The organism is Cohaesibacter marisflavi (assembly GCF_900115225.1).
Lineage (GTDB): Bacteria > Pseudomonadota > Alphaproteobacteria > Rhizobiales > Cohaesibacteraceae > Cohaesibacter > Cohaesibacter marisflavi.
Genome location: NZ_FOVR01000014.1, coordinates 64,949 through 85,832, shown reverse-complemented (window position 1 = coordinate 85,832; position 20,884 = coordinate 64,949). Strand labels below are relative to the sequence as shown.

General features: G+C 55.3%; 18 protein-coding genes. 13 read left to right on the top strand and 5 right to left on the bottom strand.

Annotated features, from left to right (window positions below):
- Positions 1–36: 36 nt before the first annotated feature.
- The 7 genes from deoC (at position 37) to rbsK (ending at position 7,584) form a co-directional block, all read left to right on the top strand.
- Positions 37–708, top strand: a complete 672-nt coding sequence (gene deoC, locus BM258_RS20315; protein WP_090075064.1) for a deoxyribose-phosphate aldolase — start codon at positions 37–39, stop codon at positions 706–708.
- 95 nt (positions 709–803) lie between these two features.
- On the top strand, positions 804–1,850 hold the full coding sequence (locus tag BM258_RS20310) for an autoinducer 2 ABC transporter substrate-binding protein (RefSeq protein WP_090075063.1): 1,047 nt from the start codon (positions 804–806) through the stop codon (positions 1,848–1,850).
- Between the two features lie 77 nt (positions 1,851–1,927).
- A complete protein-coding gene (locus BM258_RS20305) occupies positions 1,928–3,427 on the top strand; it encodes a sugar ABC transporter ATP-binding protein (RefSeq protein WP_090075062.1) in 1,500 nt (499 codons plus the stop codon).
- A gap of 10 nt (positions 3,428–3,437) precedes the next feature.
- Positions 3,438–4,415, top strand: coding sequence for an ABC transporter permease (locus BM258_RS20300; protein WP_090075061.1), 978 nt, complete (start codon positions 3,438–3,440; stop codon positions 4,413–4,415).
- A gap of 11 nt (positions 4,416–4,426) precedes the next feature.
- Positions 4,427–5,416, top strand: coding sequence for an ABC transporter permease (locus tag BM258_RS20295; RefSeq protein WP_090075060.1), 990 nt, complete (start codon positions 4,427–4,429; stop codon positions 5,414–5,416).
- A gap of 108 nt (positions 5,417–5,524) precedes the next feature.
- Positions 5,525–6,607: an aldose 1-epimerase family protein gene (locus tag BM258_RS20290; protein ID WP_090075059.1), complete on the top strand. Its 1,083-nt coding sequence runs from the start codon at positions 5,525–5,527 to the stop codon at positions 6,605–6,607.
- 47 nt (positions 6,608–6,654) lie between these two features.
- Positions 6,655–7,584, top strand: coding sequence for a ribokinase (gene rbsK, locus BM258_RS20285; protein WP_090075058.1), 930 nt, complete (start codon positions 6,655–6,657; stop codon positions 7,582–7,584).
- 88 nt (positions 7,585–7,672) lie between these two features.
- Here the strand turns inward: rbsK and BM258_RS20280 are convergent, their stop codons facing one another.
- A complete protein-coding gene (locus tag BM258_RS20280; RefSeq protein WP_090075057.1) occupies positions 7,673–8,566 on the bottom strand; it encodes a helix-turn-helix domain-containing protein in 894 nt (297 codons plus the stop codon).
- A 575-nt stretch (positions 8,567–9,141) separates the two neighbouring features.
- On the opposite strand from BM258_RS20280, the gene BM258_RS20275 reads away from it, so the two are divergent.
- The 5 genes from BM258_RS20275 to BM258_RS20255 all read left to right on the top strand — a co-directional run bounded on the left by BM258_RS20275 (position 9,142) and on the right by BM258_RS20255 (position 17,193).
- Positions 9,142–12,558: a DUF5107 domain-containing protein gene (locus BM258_RS20275; RefSeq protein ID WP_090075056.1), complete on the top strand. Its 3,417-nt coding sequence runs from the start codon at positions 9,142–9,144 to the stop codon at positions 12,556–12,558.
- A gap of 30 nt (positions 12,559–12,588) precedes the next feature.
- Positions 12,589–13,563: a substrate-binding domain-containing protein gene (locus BM258_RS20270; RefSeq protein WP_090075055.1), complete on the top strand. Its 975-nt coding sequence runs from the start codon at positions 12,589–12,591 to the stop codon at positions 13,561–13,563.
- A 144-nt stretch (positions 13,564–13,707) separates the two neighbouring features.
- Complete coding sequence (locus BM258_RS20265) at positions 13,708–15,210, top strand: sugar ABC transporter ATP-binding protein (protein WP_090075054.1); 1,503 nt, start codon at positions 13,708–13,710, stop codon at positions 15,208–15,210.
- A gap of 14 nt (positions 15,211–15,224) precedes the next feature.
- Positions 15,225–16,223 (top strand): ABC transporter permease, encoded by a 999-nt coding sequence (locus BM258_RS20260; protein ID WP_090075053.1) that lies wholly within the window; start codon positions 15,225–15,227, stop codon positions 16,221–16,223.
- Between the two features lie 64 nt (positions 16,224–16,287).
- Positions 16,288–17,193, top strand: a complete 906-nt coding sequence (locus BM258_RS20255) for an aldose 1-epimerase (protein WP_090075052.1) — start codon at positions 16,288–16,290, stop codon at positions 17,191–17,193.
- A gap of 37 nt (positions 17,194–17,230) precedes the next feature.
- On the opposite strand, the gene cbiQ is transcribed toward BM258_RS20255, so the two are convergent.
- The 4 genes from cbiQ to BM258_RS20235 are packed head-to-tail and all read right to left on the bottom strand — an operon-like array spanning position 17,231 to position 19,945.
- A complete protein-coding gene (gene cbiQ / locus BM258_RS20250) occupies positions 17,231–17,959 on the bottom strand; it encodes a cobalt ECF transporter T component CbiQ (protein WP_090075102.1) in 729 nt (242 codons plus the stop codon).
- Positions 17,956–18,543, bottom strand: coding sequence for a cobalamin biosynthesis protein CbiL (locus BM258_RS20245; protein ID WP_090075051.1), 588 nt, complete (start codon positions 18,541–18,543; stop codon positions 17,956–17,958). Before BM258_RS20245 ends, cbiQ begins: the two co-directional genes overlap by 4 nt.
- Positions 18,540–19,166, bottom strand: a complete 627-nt coding sequence (gene cbiM, locus BM258_RS20240) for a cobalt transporter CbiM (RefSeq protein ID WP_090075050.1) — start codon at positions 19,164–19,166, stop codon at positions 18,540–18,542. The genes BM258_RS20245 and cbiM overlap by 4 nt, the downstream gene beginning before the upstream one ends.
- Before the next feature lie 5 nt (positions 19,167–19,171).
- Positions 19,172–19,945, bottom strand: coding sequence for a DUF4198 domain-containing protein (locus tag BM258_RS20235; protein ID WP_090075049.1), 774 nt, complete (start codon positions 19,943–19,945; stop codon positions 19,172–19,174).
- A gap of 245 nt (positions 19,946–20,190) precedes the next feature.
- Between BM258_RS20235 and nikR the strand changes: the two genes are divergently transcribed.
- A complete protein-coding gene (gene nikR / locus BM258_RS20230) occupies positions 20,191–20,673 on the top strand; it encodes a nickel-responsive transcriptional regulator NikR (RefSeq protein ID WP_244544794.1) in 483 nt (160 codons plus the stop codon).
- Positions 20,674–20,884 lie beyond the last annotated feature (211 nt).

The following is a 20,884-nucleotide window of genomic DNA, read 5'->3' as shown; positions in this document are numbered from 1 at the left end:
CTTGTTTTCATATGTTGAATAACAGGAGCAGATTCCATGACTACCCTTGCCTCTGATTTAACCTCCGAGACCCTGGCCAAATATATCGATCACACCATTCTGGCGCCACAGGCAACGCCTGAAGAGGTTGAGAAGATCTGCAAGGAAGCTCTGGAATTCGGCTTTTGCTCGGTTTGTGTTAATCCGGTCAATATTCCTCAGGTCGCCAAATTATTGGCGGGCAGTGATGTGGTGACATGTTCGGTTATCGGCTTTCCACTTGGTGCGATCCCGACTGTGCTCAAATGCGCCGAGGCCCGTTGGGTGGTTGCCGAAGGAGCCGGAGAGGTTGATATGGTGATCCCGGTCGGCCAGCTGAAGGCCGGGGATGTCGACTATGTGAGGAACGATATTGCCGAGGTCAAAAAAGCCTGTGGCGAAGCAAAGCTCAAGGTGATCATAGAGACCTGCCTTCTGAGTGATGAAGAAAAGAGATTGGCCTGCCAGCTTTCTAAACAAGCTGGCGCTGATTTCGTCAAGACCTCCACCGGTTTCATGAGCGGAGGGGCCACGGCCGAGGATGTGGCCCTGATGCGCGCTGAAGTCGGGGAAGAAATGGGCGTGAAAGCGTCCGGGGGTGTTCGCACACATGCCGATGCCCTGAAAATGATTGAGGCGGGCGCCTCTCGGCTGGGAGCCAGTGCTAGCGTCGCAATCGTTACCGGCTGAGGCCGGGACCGGATAGCCGCGACTGTTTGGAGGAACGCGCGGTTATTCTCTCACTTATCTGAATAGATGACATGGACAATCCAAGGGAGGATTCAATGAAGTCTTTGTTCTCATCAATTCTTGTAGCGGCAGCGCTTGTTGCCGCTCCTGCTCTTGCAGAGGGGCCTGTCGACACCTCACAGGTGCGCAAGGATATTTACAAGAGCGAAACGGGGAAAGAATATTCCATTGCCACGGTCGTCAAGGTTGACGGCATTGCCTGGTTCGATCGCATGCGCGACGGGGTCAAGCAGTTTGGTGATGAAACGGGCCATGACACATGGATGCTTGGCCCAAGTCAGGCTGATGCGGCCGCTCAGGTGCAAATCGTCGAAAACCTGATTGCTCAGGGCGTGGACGCCATTGCCATCGTGCCATTTTCCGTGGAAGCCGTTGAGCCTGTTTTGAAAAAAGCGCGTGATCGCGGCATTGTTGTTGTGGCCCATGAAGCTTCCAACATCAAGAATGCGGACTATGTTCTGGAAGCCTTCGATAACCACGCTTATGGCGCCAAGCTGATGGAAGTGCTTGGTGGTTATATGGGCGGTGAAGGCAAATATGCCGCAACCGTTGGCAGCCTCACGTCCAAATCCCAGAATGAATGGATTGACGGGGCGATCGATTATCAGAAAGCCAATTTCCCGAAAATGGAACTGGTCACCAAGCGTCTGGAAACCTATGACGACGCCAATACTGACTATAACAAGCTGAAAGAAACGCTTACCACCTATCCAGATCTCAAAGGGATCGTCGGTGGCCCGATGCCTACATCTGCCGGCGCTGGCCGTCTGATCGCAGAACGTGGCCTCAAAGACAAACTCTTCTTTGCCGGCACGGGCCTCGTGTCTGTGGCTGGTGAATATCTGGCTAACGACGATATCCAGTATATCCAGTTCTGGGATCCTGCCGTTGCTGGCTATGCAATGAACATCGTTGCTGTCATGGCGCTTGAGAAAAAAGATGCGGAAATCAAGGCTGGCCTCAATCTTGGTCTGCCGGGTTATACCGATCTGATTACTCCGGTGGCAGACCAGCCAAACCTGCTCTATGGCGCAGGCTGGGTCGGTGTGACCAAGGACAACATGGACAAATATAACTTCTGATCATGTCGCCTTCGGGGCAGCGCCTGGCGCTGCCCTTCTCACACCAATTGTTAAATTCTCAAACGCCTGGTTCGAGCATGTCTGAAGCGTTCATTGAACTGCGCAGTATCGGGAAGCAATTTCTCGGTTTGCGTGCACTGGATGACGTCTCCCTAACCATCAACAAAGGCGAAATCCATTGCCTTGCTGGTGAGAATGGGTCGGGGAAATCCACTCTTATCAAAATTATATCCGGGGTCTATCAGCCAACCGAAGGTGAGATCATCATCGAGGGGGAGAAGGTAGAAAACCTGTCGCCGATCGAGTCGGTGAACCGAGCCATTCAGGTCATCTATCAGGATTTCTCCCTGTTCGGAAATCTGACCGTGGCAGAAAATCTGGCCCTCAACACCGAGCTACGGGCCAAGACCAAGCTTGTCAATTGGCGTCGTGTGCGCAAACTGGCCCATGAGGCGCTGGAGCGTCTTGGCGTGGATATCGATCTGGATGCCGAGGTGGAAAGCCTGCCCACATCCAGCAAGCAGCTGGTGGCCATTGCCCGTGCGCTGATGTCTGATGCCAAGCTGATCATCATGGACGAGCCGACGACCGCGCTGACAGGCAAGGAAGTGGAGACGCTCTTCCGTATTGTGCGCGATATTCAGAGCCGCGGCATCGCCATTCTGTTCGTCAGCCACAAGATGCGCGAGATGCTGGATATTTCCGAGCGCCTGACGGTTATCCGGAATGGCGCGAAAGTGGCCGAAGGGCCAACCAGCGAATTTGATGAAGCCTCTGTGATCCGCCATATGACGGGCCTGGATATCCAGATTGAGCCTTTCCGTCGGGCCCGCCCGGATGCAAGCGAAATGCCGCGCCTCAAGGTGCAGGGGCTTTGCCTTGCTGGCGACTATCAGGACATCGACATGACCCTTCATTCGGGTGAGATTGTCGGGCTTTCAGGGCTTTTGGGGTCAGGCCGCACAGAGCTGGCGCTCAGCCTGTTTGGCATGCTGCCACCAGAGAGTGGCACTGTAGAGGTTGATGGCAAGCCGATTGCGCTTCAGAGTGTGCAGGATGCGATTGCCGAGGGCATTGCCTATGTGCCCGAAGACAGGCTTTCTGAAGGTCTGTTCATGACGCAATCGATCAAGCGCAACATTATCGCGACGTCGCTGGAGACGCTGGCAAAGGGCGGGATCATTGATATTCAGCGAGTGGATCGGGTGGCCGATGAGACGATTGCGTCCATGCAGATCGCCACTCCCAGTGCCGAAAAGCAGGTGGGTGAATTGTCCGGTGGCAATGCACAGCGCGTGGTGCTCGGTCGCTGGCTGTTGACCGATGCCAAGGTGCTCATCCTCAACGGGCCGACGGTTGGCGTCGATGTGGGGTCCAAGGCCGAGATACACAAGAAGATCCGCGAACTGGTCGATAATCACGGCCTCGCCGTTCTGATGATCTCGGACGATGTTCTGGAACTGGCCCAGAATTGCAGCCGCGTCATTCTCATGCATCGTGGGCGTTTCGTCGACGAGCTTGAAGGCGATGCCATCATCGAAGATGTGATCAGCGATCAGCTGAAGTCGTTCACGTAAGGACAAGGCCATGAAACTCTTCAAAAGATCAGAATTTGTCATAGCGGCCATCCTTTTGTTTGCCATGATCGTGATCGGACTGATCAACCCTGCCTTCTGGCAGCTGGATAATATTTTCTCGCTTTTGCGCAGCAATGTCATCGTTGGCATCATGGCGCTCGGGGTGTTGATCATCATGATCTCGGGTGGCATTGACGTGTCCTTCCCGGCCTTTGCCGTGGCGGCGATGTATCTTACCGTCAAGGGGATGATCTATCTGGGCTATGACGGGGTAATCCTGCCTTTCATTGCAGCGGCTACGATGGGCATGCTGTTTGGCTGCCTCAATGCCTTCTTTGTCTACAAGTTCCGCATGATCCCGCTGATCGTGACGCTGGGCACCGGCAGCATGGTGCGTGGTTTCCTGCTCGGGATTGTCGGCACCAGTATGATCAACATCAACAAGATGCCGGACGCGCTGATTGATTTCGCCAAGACCGAAGTCATCTCCATGACCAAACCTGATGGCACCCATTTCGGTCTAACGGCCATGGTGCTGATCTATGTGGGGCTGGCGATCATCGTGCATCTGGTGCTGCGCTATACGATGATCGGACGCAGCGTCTATGCGCTGGGGGGCGACGAGGAAGCGGCCAAACGCGTTGGCTTTGATGTGCGCAAGACAATCTTCTTCATCTATTGCTTTGCCGGCATGCTGGCTGGTTTCGGCGGTCTGTTGCATAGCGGCATGATCTGGCTGGCCAACCCGCGCGATTTCGTCGGTCTTGAGCTGGATGTGATTGCCGCCGTCGTGCTGGGCGGGGCGAGTATCTTCGGCGGACGCGGCTCGGTGCTGGGCACCATGCTTGGCGTGTTCATGCTGGTCATGGTCAAGAACAGCCTGATCATCATGAAGGTGGAAACGACCTGGCAGCGTGTTGTGGTCGGTATCGTCATCGTTATTGCGACAGCCATGACTGCATGGCGTGATCGCAAACGGAATGTATGAGGAAATAGAACATGAAATTCTCCCTCGATTTTCGCAACATGGTCAATCGCGACAATAATATTCTGCAATTGATCATGATGACCGTTCTGATCTTCATCATCATGACGGCTCTTAGCCCGGACAAGTTCCTGCGCTATTATAACTTTGAATCCATCACCTATCTGTTCCCCGAGTTGGGCCTGTTGTCCATCGCGATGATGATTGCGATGCTGACCGGCGGGATCGATCTCTCGGTTGTCGGGATTGCCAACCTGTCCGGCATTCTCTCAGGTGTGCTGTTTCACTATCTCACCCGGGATCTGGGCATGGAACAGAGCGTGCCGATGGTGATGTTGGGTGTTTGCCTCTCGCTGGGGGTAGGGCTTGTGGCCGGGGCCATCAACGGGTTTCTCATAACCAAGCTCAATATCATTCCCATTCTGGCGACACTTGGCACGGGGCAGGTCTTTATCGGCTTGTGTCTGGTGCTGACCGGCGGTCCTGCCATCGTTGGTTTTCCTGATGCATGGGCCTTCCTTGGCAATGGCAAGCTGTTTGGAATTGCGGTGCCGTTCCTGTTGTTCCTGCTGGTGGCTGGCATGGTTGCCTTCTTGCTGACGCGGACGACGTTGGGCGTCAACCTGATGTTGATCGGCTCCAACCCGCGGGCGGCCGTCTTTGCTGGTTTGAAGAAGTCGCGCATGATCCTTTACAGCTACATGTTGTCTGGCGTGCTGGCCAGCATGGCGGGCATCATCCTGTCGGGACGGACCAATGCGGCCAAGTCGGATTATGGCACATCCTATTTGCTGCAAGCGGTGCTGATTTCCGTGCTCGGCGGTACAAACCCTGCCGGTGGCAAGGGAACGGTGGCCGGTGTGTCGATTGCCGTGGTGGCCTTGATGCTGCTTTCCAGTGGGTTCCAGATCCTGCGCTTCAGTAACCATCTGATCGACTTCATCTGGGGGGCCTTCCTGCTGCTGGTCATTGCCATCAATGCCTGGAAGAACCGCGCCCGGTAGAGCAATCTATGACCGTCGCAGCCTCTGGCGCGGCGGTCTTTTGGATCACAATCAAGCCGGGGCCTGTTCTTCAGAACAAAGAGCTTCGGACAAGACGGAGGAAATACCATGGAACCGGTAAAGATCACCCTTCGCAAAGTCGACTTCGCCGCCCATGAGCAGACGGTAGCCAACTGCGATGAATTGAGCGCGTCCACCTTCCGCTATGACAGCGGCATCGAGGGATTGCGTATCAGCAACGCCAGAGGCCATCTGGTCATCCTGCCTTTCTATGGGCAAATGATCTGGGACGCGGTGTTTGACGGCGTCGACTTGACCATGAAAAACATGTTCTCCATGCCGCGTCCGGCCCATGACATTGCGGGCACCTATGGGTGCTTTGCCTTTCATTCTGGCCTGTTGCGCAATGGCTGCCCATCGCCCGATGATACTCACGCGCTGCATGGCGAAATGCCTGTGGCTGCGCTCGATTGTGCGGGGCTGGAAATCGGCGAAGATGACGAGGGGCTCTATATGGCAGTGACGGGCACTGCTGAATATGTCATGGGCTTCGGGGATCATTATATCGCTCACCCCAAGGTGATCTTGCGTCCCGGCAAGACCCTGTTTGACATGTGCATGGATGTGCAGAATGTCGGTGGGGCGCCGATGGATCTCATGTATATGTGTCATGTCAACTTCGCTTATTGCGAAGGGGCCAAGATCATTCAGCCCGCTCCCTTTACGCCTGATCGGACGGTGGTTCGCACCGCCGTGCCGGGCCATGTGCAGACCACGCCGGACTATCTGGCCTTTATCGATTCACTTGCCAAGGATCCGACGGGGCTGGAAGTGCTGGATGAACCGGAGCGCTACAATCCCGAGCAGGTGCTCTATGTGCGTGGCGTGGGAGCCGATGGTTATGGCAACACGGCATCGCTGATGCGTCGGCGCGAGGGCGACGGCTTTAAGATTGCCTATAACCGGAATGATTTTCCCAAGACCGTACGCTGGATTTTGGTGAATGCGGACCAGCAGGTGGCTGCCTTCGCGCTGCCATCTACCTGTGAGCCAGAGGGCTATCTGGCCGAGAAGGCAAAGGGCAATGTGCGCCAGCTCGCCAGCGGTGAGGCGGCCAGCTTCAAGGTTCGTCTGGGGTATGTAACAGGAGAGGAAGCCGAGGCGGCAGAAGCGCATATTCACGCGCTCTGATCTCGCATACGGTGGCCATAACAAAGGCTAATCAAGGGAAGAGAACCATGTCAGGAAAAGTCGCTGTCGTTGGCAGCAATATGGTCGATCTGATCACCTATGTCACCCGCATGCCCGGGCCGGGCGAAACGCTGGAAGCGCCATCCTTCAGTCTCGGATGTGGTGGCAAGGGAGCCAATCAGGCTGTGGCCGCCGCCAAACTGGGGGCCGACGTGATGATGGTCACGCGGGTGGGGGATGATATCTTTGCCGACAATACCATCAACAATCTTGAGACACTGGGCGTCGATACGCGCCATGTGGTGCGCGTGCCGGGCACCTCTTCAGGTGTTGCGCCAATCTTCGTGGAGGAATCGGGCGAAAACAGCATCCTGATCGTGAAAGGGGCCAATGAGCATTTGACCCCCGAGGAAGTTGACAAGGCGGCAGAAGAACTTAAGCAGTGTGATCTCATCGTCATGCAGCTGGAAGTGCCGCTGGAGACGATCTATCACACCATCGCCTTTGGTGCGAAGCACGGCATTCCAACCCTGCTGAACCCTGCTCCGGCACAACCGGATCTTGATGCCTCCCGTATCACCGATGTGACCTATCTGGTACCCAATGAAAGCGAGCTTGAATTGCTGACGGGTATGACGGTGAGTGATGAGGACAGTGCGGAAGCAGCCGCCCGCAGCCTCATGGCCAAGGGGATCAAGACGGTGATTGTCACGCTCGGGTCAAAGGGTGCACTGCTGGTCACCAAAGAAGGGCGCAAGCATTTTGCTCCCATTACCGTGACACCGAAGGATACGACGGGAGCTGGCGACGCCTTCATTGGCTGTTTTGCGCATTTCTATACCCGCGACAAGGATCTCGAAGCGGCGCTTTCCATGTCCGTGCGCTATGCAGCAGATTCCATTACGCGACAGGGCACGCAGAAATCCTATGCAACGGGGGCAGAATTCGAAGCCTTTTGCGCGTCTCTCGAGAAATAGGGGTATCGCCCTTGGTGAAAGCCTCTAAGCCGGAGTGGATTGCCATTCCGGCTTTTATTGTATCAAGAGAGAGCAGGATTGGATGACATCAACCCTTCTGCACGGCCTTATACTGGATGGGCGAGCAATTGTGTATCAGGCGGAAGCGTCGCGAAAAATAGAGTGAGTCATCAAAGCCAAGCTGCATGGCTATGACTTTGACCGGAAGGTCTGTTGTATCGAGCAGATAGCAGGCCCTCTGCATCTTCAGGCGCAGGAAATAGTCAAGCGGGGCGAAGCCCGTACGCTTCTTGAAAATGTAGGTGAAATGCGACTTGGACATGCTGGCATGGGCGGCCAGTTCTTCCAACGTCAATTTTTTGTCCAGTGCCTTGTTCATGAAGTCGATGACGCTTTTGATGTTGGCGCGGTGGCTATCTTCGCCGTGTGGCTGTCTGTGGCGTATGGAAACCAGATGCGTTGCCATCTGATGCGTCGCCATTGAGGCGAGACGCAAGCTTTCGTCGGAATAGCCGCTATCGAGGAGATAGAGAATGCGTTCGAAAAGCGAGGGCAAGGCAGGGTCATGACCAGGATAGAGCATCAGGGATGCCGGATCCAGATCGAGAAGCTGTAAGAGGCTGCGTGTTTTTCTGCCCGCAAGGTGAATCCAGTAGATGGTCCATGGATTATGCTGGTCCGCGCCATAAAGATGGGGTGTGTCGGGGGGAACAAGCAGGGCTTGCCCGGCATGGATGCGGAAGGTGTGGTCCGCGATGGTTGCCCATCCTTCGCCCGATACGCAATAGATGAGGATCAACTGGGTCGAGCCTTTGGGGCGGTCGACATAGTGCCATTGTGCTTCAGGGAAAAGGCCGACATCGCTGGGGACCATATCAAACAGTGGGTCATTGGCGAGCCAGGTTGCCACAACCGAGCGAGGCAAAACGGCGGATCGTTGCCCTGCAAATCCTTCCCGTATTTGGTGCTGATCTGGTGTCATAGATGCAGGCCTCTTGCGAACGGTGGGCTGGCTGTTGGCCCTTTCGATATAGAGACTATATCAGGATCGGGTATCTTTGTGATGCGCGAATAGAATGGTTTTGTTCTAATTCAAAAGAGATATTCCGGTAAATAATCCATATCCCGTATTCTGAAAAGGTCTTTTAGGGCGGTGCGAGGTTGTCACTCTCGATTATCGCGCGCGGAGCGTTCCCAAGCGATCCCTTCCTTGTTTCAGAGCCTGTTTTTTTGCCAATGAGCGATTATGTTCAATATCTATCGAATAAAAGGATGATTTTCTTCGAAACAGGGACAAATGAAGCGGTGCGTCGATGGCGTGTGTGAGCCTCCAGATTTTTACGGAGATTGATCAAAGCTAATACTTTCGTTTCAGATTGAATTGTTGGAGCCGGATTTTCAGATATGCGTTTTACGCATGTCTGTTTCACATTTCGGAATATCTTCCATACTATTCAGTAAATTTGCCATTCTGGTTTTTAATTCCAAGGCTCACCATGAGGGCCGGAGGATGTCTTCAGGGATTAAATTGTCAGCAGCTGAAGACAAAATGCACACATGACTTGCCATACCCTTTTTGCTGAGGCACCCGCATCCCAGAAGGGCCGCCCTGTGAAGGCCTGGAGCCAACCACTGGCGTTACCGACCTATGAACCTGCGCAGGCCGAACGCAATCCGATGTTTCTTGAGAAGCGCGTATTTCAGGGGTCCAGTGGACGTGTTTACCCCCTGCCTTTCATTGACCGGATCGAGAGCGAACCGGTGGAGCATGAATGGACGGCTGTTTTCATCGAGAATGACCATCTTTTGGTGATTGTTCTGCCAGAGCTGGGCGGGCGCGTTTATGCGGCGATCGACAAGGCCAACGGGTATGACATCATCTATCGCAATCATGTGATCAAGCCTGCACTGGTCGGGCTGGCCGGGCCGTGGATTTCCGGTGGCATAGAGTTTAACTGGCCACAGCATCACCGCCCGAGCACCTATATGCCGACCGACTGGATGATCGAAGAGGGCGATGATGGCGCCCAGACGGTCTGGATGAGTGAGCATGAACCCATGAACCGCATGAAGGGCATGCATGGGGTGCGTCTTTATCCGGACATTGCCCGTTTCGACATTTTGGTGCGGTTGCATAACCGTACAGCGATGACGCAGACCGTCATGTGGTGGGCCAATGCGGCAACCGAGGTGCATGAGCATTATCAGAGTTTCTTCCCTGAAGATGTGACCCGTGTTGCTGACCATGCCAAGCGAGCCATGATCGATTTTCCGCGTTGTCAGGGGCACTATTACGGTGTTGACTATGGCGAAAGGGCGCGCTCCGGTGTGCCAGAGATCGAAGCGCCCAGCCAGTTTGTTCCCGAGAGCAACTATGCGCCGAATGATTTGCGTTGGTACGCCAATATTCCTGTGCCCACATCCTATATGTGCGTGGATACGTTGGGGTCCTTCTGCGGCGGCTATGATCATGCGGCTGGTGCTGGCCTTGTACATGTGGCCGATCGCCATGTCTCACCGGGCAAGAAACAATGGACCTGGGGCAATCATGATTTCGGCTATGCATGGGACCGCAATCTGACGGATCCTGACGATAATGGCATCTATCGGCCCTATATCGAGCTGATGGCGGGAGTCTATACCGACAACCAACCGGATTTCGCTTTCATTGCACCGGGGGAAACAAAGATTTTCACCCAGCATTGGTATGGCATTCGCGATATTGGACCGGCACATCAGGCCACGCCTGAACTGGCAGTCAATGTGTCCCTTGAAGGCACGCGTCTGCAAATCGGTCTTCATACCGTGGTGCCTTTGTCCGGAGCCTTGATGCGGGTGCGCAAAGGCCAGCAGGAGATCGCCTGTTGGGGCGTTGAGGCAAAACCGCAAAAGCCGCTATTGCTTGAGGCTGAGGTGCCGGAGGGCACTTACCGCGATGAGTTGGCGCTGGTTATTCTGGATGCGGACGGGACTATGCTGCTCGATTGGGGCATTGATCGCGTCCGCGATGACGAACCCACCCAATCGGCCACGGAGCCGATGTTGCCCGAAGATATCGAGAGTCTTGATGAACTTTACATCACGGGGCTGCATCTTAGTCAGTATCGGCATGCGACGCGGGCACCCGAGATTTATTGGCGCGAAGCTCTCAAGCGCGATCCGCAGGATAGTCGTTGCAACAACGCCATGGGGGTATGGCATCTGCGGCGCGGCGCATTTGAAGCCGCTGAAGCGCATTTCCGCGCCGCCCTTGGCAGGCTTCGCCTGCGCAATCCCAACCCGCAGGATGGCGAGGCGTTCTACAACCTCGGACTCACCTTGCGTCATATGGGGCGCACGGAAGCGGCCTATGATTATTTTGGCAAGGCTGGCTGGACCGTTGCATGGGGGGCGCCAAGCCAATTGGCCATGGCTGAAATAGACGCAGCCAAGGGGCGTTGGGCCGAAGCATTGCGCCGGTCCAATGAAGCCCTGCGTGTTGGGGTCGACAATTTGAAAGCGCGTAATCTCAAGGCTTTCTGTCTTCGTGCGCTGGGGCGCAGTGACGAGGCGGATGATCTGTTTGCGGAAACGCTGGCGCTGGACCCGCTGGACTATATGGCGCGGGATGCGCTGCGGCTTCCTTTGAGTGTTGATCCGCAGGTGCTGCTGGATTTGTCTCTGGATTATGCCAGCATGGGCGACTTCAACCGGGCGTTCGAGTTGACGTCACGCGGTACTTCGCCGGGCTCTTCGGGCACGGAACCCCTCATGCACTATTACGCGGCCTATTTTGCCGATCAGTTGGGGCTGCATGATGAAGCCGACAGACAGCGCCAATGCGCTCGCAAAGCCAACAGCGACTATTGTTTCCCCAACCGTCTCGAAGAGATCGCCATTCTGAAGGCGGCGATTGCCGCGGATGCTACGGATGCCATGGCTCCTTACTATCTGGGCAACCTCCTTTACGACAAAAAACGGCATGAAGAAGCCATCGTGCTTTGGGAGCAATCCGTTGAAAACCAGCCCAAATTTTCCATTCCCTGGCGGAATCTGGGTATTGGCTATCACAATATTCTCAAGGATGCACAAAAGGCGCTTGCCGCTTATGACAGGGCCTTTGCCTGTGATCGTGCTGATGCCCGCATCTTCTATGAGCGCGACCAGCTCTGGAAACGCCTTGGCAAGCAGCCCGATGAGCGGCTCAAGGAGCTGGAAGCTCATGGCGGTCTGGTCATGAAACGCGATGATCTGACAATCGAACTGGTTGCTCTCTTCAACCAGACCGGAGCCCCAGACAAGGCATTGGCGACACTGATGCAGCGGCAGTTCCAGCCATGGGAAGGCGGGGAAGGAATGGCTCTTGAGCAATTCACCCGAACCTGTCTGAATCTGGGCAGGAATGCGCTGGAGCGCGGTGATCTTGTGGCGGCGTGCGAGGCCTTTGAGAAGGCCATGACCAGCCCGCACAATCTTGGCGAGGCGCGGCACCTGCTCGCCAACCAGTCCGATGCCCATTACTGGGCCGGCGTGGCTCATGCCCAAGCGGGAAATCAGGAACAAGCTTTGAAAAACTGGACTTTGGCCGCTGATTTCAAAGGGGATTTCCTTGATATGGAGGTCAGGGCCTTTTCCGAGAAGACATATTATTCAATATTGTCCATGAAAGCTCTGGGGCGCAACCGGAAGGCTGACATGTTGTGTGATGCCCTTGAAGGTTACGCCAAGGACCTTCTGGGCACGACGGCCAAGATTGACTATTTCGCAACCTCGTTGCCGACGATGCTGATCTTTGACGATGACATACAGCTTAGACAGTCCATTTCTGCCTATGTCATGCTCGGGCAGGTGGCGCTCGTGCGCAAGCAGGAGGATGTTGCAAAAGACTGGCTCTATCGAGCCCTCAAGGACGATCCTAATCATGCTCTGGCTTCAGAGCTTCTGGTTGAAGCCGAAAGAGGGGACGCCGCGCATGCGCCCGTTCTGGCGGTCTGACGCCAACGCCCATAACTGTGGAGGAGAAAAATGGGTAATTCACTAAAATGGATAGGCGCTGCTGTCGCATTTTGCAGCGTTTCATCTCTGGCCAATGCCGATGACATTAAAATCGGCTATGTGAACAAGATGGGTGACCATCCATGGTTCGTAGCCGAAGTGGTCGGGGCGCAAAAGGCCGCAGAAGCACGTGGCGCCTCGCTTATCGCGCAGGATGTGCAATTCAATGCCGATCTGGCAATCACCGCTGTTGATACCATGATTGGTGACGGTGTGAAGGGCATCGCCATTGTCGTGCCAGATCGCGGCATCGGCCCGGTTGTTGCTGCGCGCGCCAAGGAGGCTGGCGTCAAGCTGGTGGCGGTCGATGACGACATCTATCATGAAGATGGCACCAAGGTACCGTTCGTCGGGCTTGATTCCTATAATATCGGCCTGGCCGTTGGCGAAGAATTGTCAAACCTTTACAAGGCTTCCGGCTGGGATCCTGAAACTGTCAAGATTGCCTCGATTGAAGACCGCAAGGCTGATACCTGCATGCTGCGCAACAAGGGTGCCGAGGATGCTTTCCTGAAGGCCAATCCGGAATTCGAACGCGATGATATTGCCCGCGTTGCCTATGACAACACGATGGTCAACTCCATTGACGTGATGACCACCACACTGACCGCCAATCCCCAGATCACCAACTGGATTTTCTATTCCTGCAATGATGACGGCGTTCTGGGGGCTGCACGCGCCATGGAAAATTCCGGCTATGCGGCAGAAAATGGCATCGGCGTTGGCATCGATGGCAGTCGCGCCTGTGACGCCTTCGGCAATGGACGCGCATCCGCCTTCAAAGGCACGATGTGGTTCAACCCTGAAAACCAGGGCAAGGTTGCTGTCAATCTACTAATGGACGCAATCGAGAATGGCAAAGACCTGCCCGAGAACACCTATTCTTCGCCTGAACTGGTCAATATGGGCAATTTCGACGCGTATAAAGGGCGTCTGTGCAAGTAATATAGTTTTAAAATGCGAGGCCCCGTGCTGCACGGGGCCTATTCCGGTCCAAACTGCCCCTCGTCGGGCTTTGGAATATGGCTGCCGTCAATGGCAGGGAGGGGCAGATGCCTGCCCGGTCTTCGCATCTGAAAAGGAGGCGAGATGCAGAACACAATTAGTATGACCAACATTTCCAAGCGCTTCGGGGTTGTTCAGGCCCTTGCCGATGTGGAGGTGACCTTCACACCCGGAGAGGTTTTGGCGTTGGTGGGGGAAAACGGGGCCGGAAAATCGACCTTGATGCGCATTCTTGAGGGCGTGTTTCCGCCCGACACCGGATCTGTGCTGATCGACGGGCAGCCGGTTGTCTTTGGGCAGACGAGAGAAGCTCATGCCAGGGGCATAAGGGTGATCCACCAGGAACCGGAAATCGTGCCCGATATGAGCGTGGCGGAGAATATCTATATCGGCGAGCTGCCGCGTGTTGGACGCGCCTTTCTGGATCGTTCGCGGCTCAAGCGTGATACGTTGGCGCTGCTCAAGGATTTCGGCATGGCCGATGAACTGGATCCGGACCAGAGTTGCGAGCGGATCGGACCAGCCCAGCGCCAGATGATCGAGATTATCCGGGCCGTGCGCGCAGGCGGGCAGTTTATCGCATTCGATGAGCCAACATCTTCCCTTACCGATGACGAGGCGCGACGCCTGTTCCGCATCATTCGCCGCCTGCGCGAAGAGGGTAAAGCCATCGTTTATATTTCACACCGCCTCAATGAGGTGGTTGATCTGGCCGATCAGGTTGCCGTGTTGCGTGATGGTCGTATCGTGTCCCAGACACAGGTTGCTGAGGAGACGACCGAATCCATTGCTCGCAAGATGGTTGGTCGAGAGCTGAGCACGCTCTTCTCGCGGCGCCCGAGCAAGCAGAATCGCGCGGTCCTGGAGGTCAGGGACCTGTCCTCGGCCGCGATTGAAAATATCTCCCTGACAATCAATGCCGGTGAAGTGGTTGGGCTTGGCGGCTTGATGGGGGCGGGGCGGTCCGAGTTGGCCAAGGCCATATTTGGCTATGACAAGATCACCGGCGGCACGGTTCATATGGAAGGCAAAGCGCTTGCTGCCAACAATACGGCGGCTGCCATTCAGGCGGGGATCGGCTTTGCGCCGGAAGATCGCAAGCATGAGGCCCTGTTGCTGATGCGCTCCATTCTGGACAATGGCGCGATTGTCATTCCCGATCTGGTCTCGCGTTATGGCCTGTTTGATCGCCAGTCGGCGAAAAATCTGGTTGGCGAGGCAGCAAGAGCTATGAAGATCAAGGCGCCGAGCCTGGATACGCAGGTGTCGGATCTTTCCGGTGGCAACCAGCAGAAAGTGGTTCTGGCCCGCTGGCTGGCGCGGTCGCCCAAGGTTCTCATTCTTGATGAACCCACCCGCGGGATTGATGTCGGTGCCAAATCCGAAATTTACAAACTGATTGATGACCTTGCCGCCAGCGGTATTGCGATTTTGCTGATTTCTTCGGAAATGCCCGAGCTGATGGGGCTGGCTGATCGCGTTCTGGTCATGGCCGATGGTAAAATCACCGCCGAACTGGAGGGGGATGCCATCAATGAAGAGGAAATTCTGCTGCACGCGATGCCTTCCGCATCGATGGTTGCTTGAAGGGGACCCTGACTATGTCTGATGAAACACTAAATACAAGCAGTGCCAATGCGCGCGAGACCTTCTATGAAGCAACCGCCGGCCGCATCGGCATTCACAATATGAGCCTTATTCTGGCTCTGCTCGTTCTTCTCGTACTGTTTGGTACGTTGCGCGGGGATGTCTTCTTCTCCATGCGGAATTTCCTGAATATGGGGATGGGGATTGCCATTCTGGGCGTGCTGGCCATATCCCAGACCGCTGTAGTGATCTCCGGACGCATGGATATTTCGGTAGGCTCCATCGTCGGACTGACGACGGTGGCGACTGCAACGGCCATTCAGGCGACGGACTCGGCCACTCTGGGCATCTTTTTCGGCATTCTTGTTGGTGCGTTGGCCGGTCTTTTCAACGGAACGATCATTACCTACGGCCGCGTCAATCATATCATCGTCACGTTGGGCACCATGGCTATTTTCCGCGGGGTTGCCTTCATCATCTCCGATGGCCAGTCGATTTCGATCTTCAATGATACCTTCCGCCTGATCGGTATTGGCCGTTTTCTGGGTATTCCAATGCCGATATGGATTCTGATCCTGACTGCGATTGTTTTCCATATCTTCCTGTCGAAATCCATCGTGGGTCGAAACTTCTATGCCATTGGCGGCAATCCGATTGTAGCGCGCTTCGCGGGCATCAATCTCAGCCGTTACAGCATCGGTACTTTCGTGATGAGTGGTGCGGTTGCTGGCATCGGAGGTATTCTGCTTGCCGCCCGTACCGGGTCCGGTCAGCCGATTTCCGGGTCGCAAGGATTGGAGCTTGAGGCCATTACGGCTGCATTCCTGGGGGGATGTGCCATGCAGGGCGGCAAAGGCAGTGTCATCGGCGCTTTGCTTGGTGTTGCCGTTATCGGCATCCTCAACAACGGCATGATCCTAACCTCGGTACCCACCTTCTATCAGTTGCTGGCCAAGGGATCGCTGCTGATCCTTGCTGTGGTCTTTGCCGAGTTCCAGCAGAACAGACAATAAAAACTATTACAAGCGGGCGCTTTGAGCCCCCGCTTGTCTTTCATTAAGGAATGGATGAAGCGGCATGTCCCTGATTGCTCTGGACCATGGAGACTTTTCCGCAACGCTCTCACCGCGGGGCGGGGCGCTCTGGTCCTTTGAGATGCGGCATCAGGGCCGGACTTTTCCGTTGCTTCAGACAAGGGGCGATGGTGCAAGCGACGGGGCAGACCTGTCGGGCTGCTTTCCTCTTGTGCCGTTTGGCAATCGCGTCAGAGGCAATGGCTTCTCGCTCGCGGGGAAGCATCATGTCTTTCTTGCCAACACGGATGATGACCCATTCTACCTGCACGGGGATGGCTGGTTGGGGGAGTGGCAAATTGTCGAGCACGCGCAAAGTCGCTGCCGGCTCTCTTTCGAAAAGCAACAGGACGCAGAGGGCACTTCGTCTCCTTATGTGTATCGGGCGACCGAGGATATTACGCTTGATGATGAGGGATTGATCCTCACACTCACTGTGACCAATCTGGGGGATGAGACCCTTCCCTTTGGGCTCGGCTGGCACCCCTTCTTTCCTTTGACTTCCCGGACCAGATTGACCGCTGGCGCCTCTCACTATTGGACTGAAGAGAGTGACCGGCTACCGGGGTCTAGAGAGGCTCTTCCTCGTGCGCTGGATTTCAATGAGGCCCAGTCTCTGCCGGATCATTGGGTGAATAACGGCTTTGAAGGATGGGATGGGTTGGCCGAAATTGCATGGCCTGACGACAATCTGATGTTGGAGATCAGGGCGAGCGATCTGTTTACGCGCTATCAGATTTTTGTGTCTGATATCTCCTTTGATCCAACCTACCAAAAGGATTTTTTCTGTTTCGAACCGATGTCCCATGCGGTGGATGCGCATAATCAGGAGGGACTGGCTGGCTTGCGTCTGCTTGAATCCGGTGAGATTCTCAGCGGATCGATGCGCCTACAGCCTCGGATGGGCTGAGGGGCTTATGGGAAGCGCGAGGGTGGACTTGGGCCTCCTAGAAAGGGATCTTGTCCATGAGGAGAATACCGAGCGCCAACGCCATGAGAATGGAGCCGGAAAACCAATCCATTGGTTTTGGCGCGCTCAATTCGGCATAGGGGTAACGGCCATTATAGCCTCTACAGAGCATGGCATTTTCCACTCTGTGCGCCCGATCAAGGGAGCGGACCAGAAGCATGCCGATCAGGTTGCCATAGCTGGTGTAAGTGTGACGGTTTGTGCCCGGTTGAAAGGCCCTTGCCCTCATGGCCTTGTGCAGACGTGTTGCCTCCATGCGGATAACCGACACATAGCGCACTGTCATGACAAACAGGCGCACCAGACTTTCCGGCAGTTTCAGAGCATAGAGTGCTGCGCCAAGGCGGATTGGCTCTATGGGGCCAAGAAAGACCATCAAAAGCAGAACCGACGCCGAGACCTTGCAGCCGATCAATGCAGCTCTCGCCACGCCTTCCAGAGAGGCTTGCAAGGGGCCGATGCTGAAAAGGGAGGGGCCGGGTATGAGGAAGGGCATCGTGATGAAAATCAGCAACACGAAGCCTTCGACATGCATCAGCCGTCGCCATAGGCTGCGCTCGATTCTTTCGGTCGCGCCAAGAATGAGGCTCCCGATAAAGGCGAAGAAGGCCGTCTCAAGGCTCTGTAATTGGGAAAAGATACAAACCGCCAGAAAGACGACAATCAACCGAATCCGCAGGTCTTCTGGCAGCAGACTTGGTCTCATCGGCGAGACCGTGCCCATAGACCAATTCCCGCAAGCCCGATGATGAGAAAGATGCCCGAAATGATATCGGTAAAGCGCATATGGCTGTCCATTTGCTCGATGCGCTCCAGAAGCGGCTCGACCTGTCGCTGAACCGCCGCTTCGATCATCGGCTCCAGTTGAGATGTAGACGGGAGTTGGGGTTTTGCCTCTGCCGGGTTGGCAGGGGATGTTTGAAGGACGTTGTCTTGCGAGCCGGTTTGAGGGGTATGCATGCTTGTGCCACCCAAGCGGTCTGCCGCAACATGAGCGGAGGCGATATGGCCTTCCTGTGTGTTGACCGTGATGGTGATGTCAGACGAAGCGGGATTGGGAGGGGCGAAATCATAGGTCCCTTCCATGTCCGTGGTGCCTTCGGCCACTATGGCGCCGGAGGCATCTTTGGCTATCCATTTGGTCCCTTGCGCACGGCCACCGCCTATGAAAAAGGCATATCCGGCGATATGATCGCCCTTGACGGTGGCAAAGACTTTCAGTTTGTGCGCGTTGGCCGGGCTTGCGAAGAGCGCAAGGGATGCAAGGGCAATGAATAGAAACCGCATCATGAAGCCGCAGCTCCGGTTGCAAGACTCAATGCGTCGGGCTGAACGCGAGAGAGAAAGCCTACCACTGCCGCCGTGACGAAAGCTTCAGCCAGCGCCAGCGGCAGATAGGTGGCCAACAAGACGCTGGCGACGGGTGTATATTCCGGTGCCGAGAGCGCCAGCGAGAGGGCGACAAGACCTCCGGTTCCCAAGACAGACAAGGCCCCGATAAGAGCAGACAGGCCTGCCCGCATGGCGCTGGAGTGGGACGAGCGGATGATCGGGCCGATGGCCATGGCAAGGATAAAGCCGGGCAGGGCGATATTGACGGTGTTGACGCCCAATGTCGTCAGGCCGCCAAAGCCGAACAGCAAAGCCTGCAAAATGAGGGCAACCCCGACGGCGGGGAAAATGGCAATGCCAAGCATGATGCCCATAAGCCCTGACAATAAAAGATGCACACTCGACGGGCCGACGGGCACGGAAATCAGCGATGCTGTAAAAAAGGCTGCCGACAGAATGGCCGCGCGGGGAATGGCCCGATCACTCAAGCTGCGCAGCCCCAGCGTTACGCCGCCAAGGGCCACAGCAGCGCCGCCAATCAGGACCGGTGCACTGAGTATGCCGTCAGGGATATGTGCCATGGCGCTTATTTCCCGCTCATATCTGTCGTTTTTACCCACATCAGGGCGCCCAGTTCTACCGGCACGTCCTTGCCCTCTGGCGAGGACATTGGCTCATCGCCTTCGACCAGCGCGGCAAATCCCCACCAGCCTGCGCGTGGCATGGCATAGGTAAAGGTGCCGTTGGCATCGGCTTTGATCACTTGCGTAATGAAGGCATCGTTAGGGGCTGTTATAGAGGCGTCATTGATAAACTCAACCTCGATTTCGGCGAACGGTACAGGATTTCCCTCCTTTAGCACCACGCCGGAAAAGACATTGCCTGCCCACAGGCCGGTTGGACGCGTGAGCGGCTGGATTTCTACCGGCAAGCCGACGAGTTCATCCCAGCCTTCTCCGGATGCATAATTGTCCACGACGACCTTGGCGTAATGAATGATATATTTGCCTTCAGCAGGTTCCCAATAGGGCTGCGGTTCGACGTAGAAAATCGATGCCCCCGGCTCAACAAGCTCTGTTTCAAGGCTCCATGTGGTCTTTCCATCGATTTCGGATTGCTTGATCCGGGGCAACAGGTCGGTTGTTGTGCCAGCTTTGAAAACACCCATTTTGACGGGTTTTTTCATTTCCATAACCGGTCCGCCTTCAAAGGGGTGGGTGAAGACCATATCGATGTTCACTTCACCGCCTTCGGGCAGGACATCTGCGGAGGGAATGACTTCCTGAAAATGGGCCAAGGCCGGAGCGGAAAAAAGGGCAAGACAAGCGAGCGCAGCGAAGGAAGGGGCAAGAGGACGCATGGGAAAACCTTTGAGTATGAAATTTTGGATAATTGATCATACTATTGACCCTTGTTCAAGCACTTCCTGCTGCTTTTGGACAAGAGAGATAAAATCACATGCCGTATCCGCCATGATCTCCGCTCTGCAGCTGTGCCTCTAGGTCGAATAGCGGTTTTACAAACGGATCTGAATGTGTATTTATCAAATGGTTACAGCCCTGCTTGAAGCCCTTCGAGCCACGCGTGAGAAGAAACGAGATTGACATGAACAGCATGACGCGGACAACCATCACTCTGGACGCAGAATTGACAGAGGTTCTGGATCGTTTCATTGCCCGCTCGGGTGCTTCCAATCGCTCAGAGGCCATAAGAGACCTGATCCGGCGAGGGCTTGCTGCCATGCCGGCAGAAGAGCAGACAGCCAATTGTATCGCCGTTGTGTCCTGCACCGTGGATCATTCCGTTGTCGGGCTGGAGAAGAAGTTACAACGGGGGCGGCACGACAGGCACGGGCAGATTCTGTATTCCACGAGCCTGCCCATCGACCATGATCATGCCTTTGATGTGACTGTATTGCGGGGGTCTGTCGAGCAGGTGAATGATTACGCACAAGCCTTGTTTCTGGAGCGCGGGATCAAGCACGGGGCTGCCTCTCTCACTCCGGTGGATGAGGATGTGCAGCAGCATTCGCATGCCGAATCGGACCCCAAGGAGCATGTGCATCTCAAGGTGCGCGAGAGCTTCTAAATAGGCCTTTGGGTTTTTCTTTCTAGGGTTTGTTCCATTTTGATGCGGGCTAATGCGTAGGGTTTAGCACGCCTTTTCTTGCACACATGATGATGAGGGTAAGGATATTTTCACGGACTGTGGATATGGACCGCTCTGTATATATGTTCTTTTAGCTATTTGATGGAATAGTTGATAGAGAAACATAAAAACAAAGCGCCAATATTGAGGC

What these genes read in the sequence shown, in the direction of transcription:
- deoC (WP_090075064.1), top strand. Translation starts at nt 37, where the DNA reads ATGACTACCCTTGCCTCTGATTTAACCTCCGAGACCCTGGCCAAATAT.
- BM258_RS20310 (WP_090075063.1), top strand. Translation starts at nt 804, where the DNA reads ATGAAGTCTTTGTTCTCATCAATTCTTGTAGCGGCAGCGCTTGTTGCC.
- BM258_RS20305 (WP_090075062.1), top strand. Translation starts at nt 1,928, where the DNA reads ATGTCTGAAGCGTTCATTGAACTGCGCAGTATCGGGAAGCAATTTCTC.
- BM258_RS20300 (WP_090075061.1), top strand. Translation starts at nt 3,438, where the DNA reads ATGAAACTCTTCAAAAGATCAGAATTTGTCATAGCGGCCATCCTTTTG.
- BM258_RS20295 (WP_090075060.1), top strand. Translation starts at nt 4,427, where the DNA reads ATGAAATTCTCCCTCGATTTTCGCAACATGGTCAATCGCGACAATAAT.
- BM258_RS20290 (WP_090075059.1), top strand. Translation starts at nt 5,525, where the DNA reads ATGGAACCGGTAAAGATCACCCTTCGCAAAGTCGACTTCGCCGCCCAT.
- rbsK (WP_090075058.1), top strand. Translation starts at nt 6,655, where the DNA reads ATGTCAGGAAAAGTCGCTGTCGTTGGCAGCAATATGGTCGATCTGATC.
- BM258_RS20280 (WP_090075057.1), bottom strand. Translation starts at nt 8,566, where the DNA reads ATGACACCAGATCAGCACCAAATACGGGAAGGATTTGCAGGGCAACGA.
- BM258_RS20275 (WP_090075056.1), top strand. Translation starts at nt 9,142, where the DNA reads ATGACTTGCCATACCCTTTTTGCTGAGGCACCCGCATCCCAGAAGGGC.
- BM258_RS20270 (WP_090075055.1), top strand. Translation starts at nt 12,589, where the DNA reads ATGGGTAATTCACTAAAATGGATAGGCGCTGCTGTCGCATTTTGCAGC.
- BM258_RS20265 (WP_090075054.1), top strand. Translation starts at nt 13,708, where the DNA reads ATGCAGAACACAATTAGTATGACCAACATTTCCAAGCGCTTCGGGGTT.
- BM258_RS20260 (WP_090075053.1), top strand. Translation starts at nt 15,225, where the DNA reads ATGTCTGATGAAACACTAAATACAAGCAGTGCCAATGCGCGCGAGACC.
- BM258_RS20255 (WP_090075052.1), top strand. Translation starts at nt 16,288, where the DNA reads ATGTCCCTGATTGCTCTGGACCATGGAGACTTTTCCGCAACGCTCTCA.
- cbiQ (WP_090075102.1), bottom strand. Translation starts at nt 17,959, where the DNA reads ATGAGACCAAGTCTGCTGCCAGAAGACCTGCGGATTCGGTTGATTGTC.
- BM258_RS20245 (WP_090075051.1), bottom strand. Translation starts at nt 18,543, where the DNA reads ATGATGCGGTTTCTATTCATTGCCCTTGCATCCCTTGCGCTCTTCGCA.
- cbiM (WP_090075050.1), bottom strand. Translation starts at nt 19,166, where the DNA reads ATGGCACATATCCCTGACGGCATACTCAGTGCACCGGTCCTGATTGGC.
- BM258_RS20235 (WP_090075049.1), bottom strand. Translation starts at nt 19,945, where the DNA reads ATGCGTCCTCTTGCCCCTTCCTTCGCTGCGCTCGCTTGTCTTGCCCTT.
- nikR (WP_244544794.1), top strand. Translation starts at nt 20,191, where the DNA reads ATGAACAGCATGACGCGGACAACCATCACTCTGGACGCAGAATTGACA.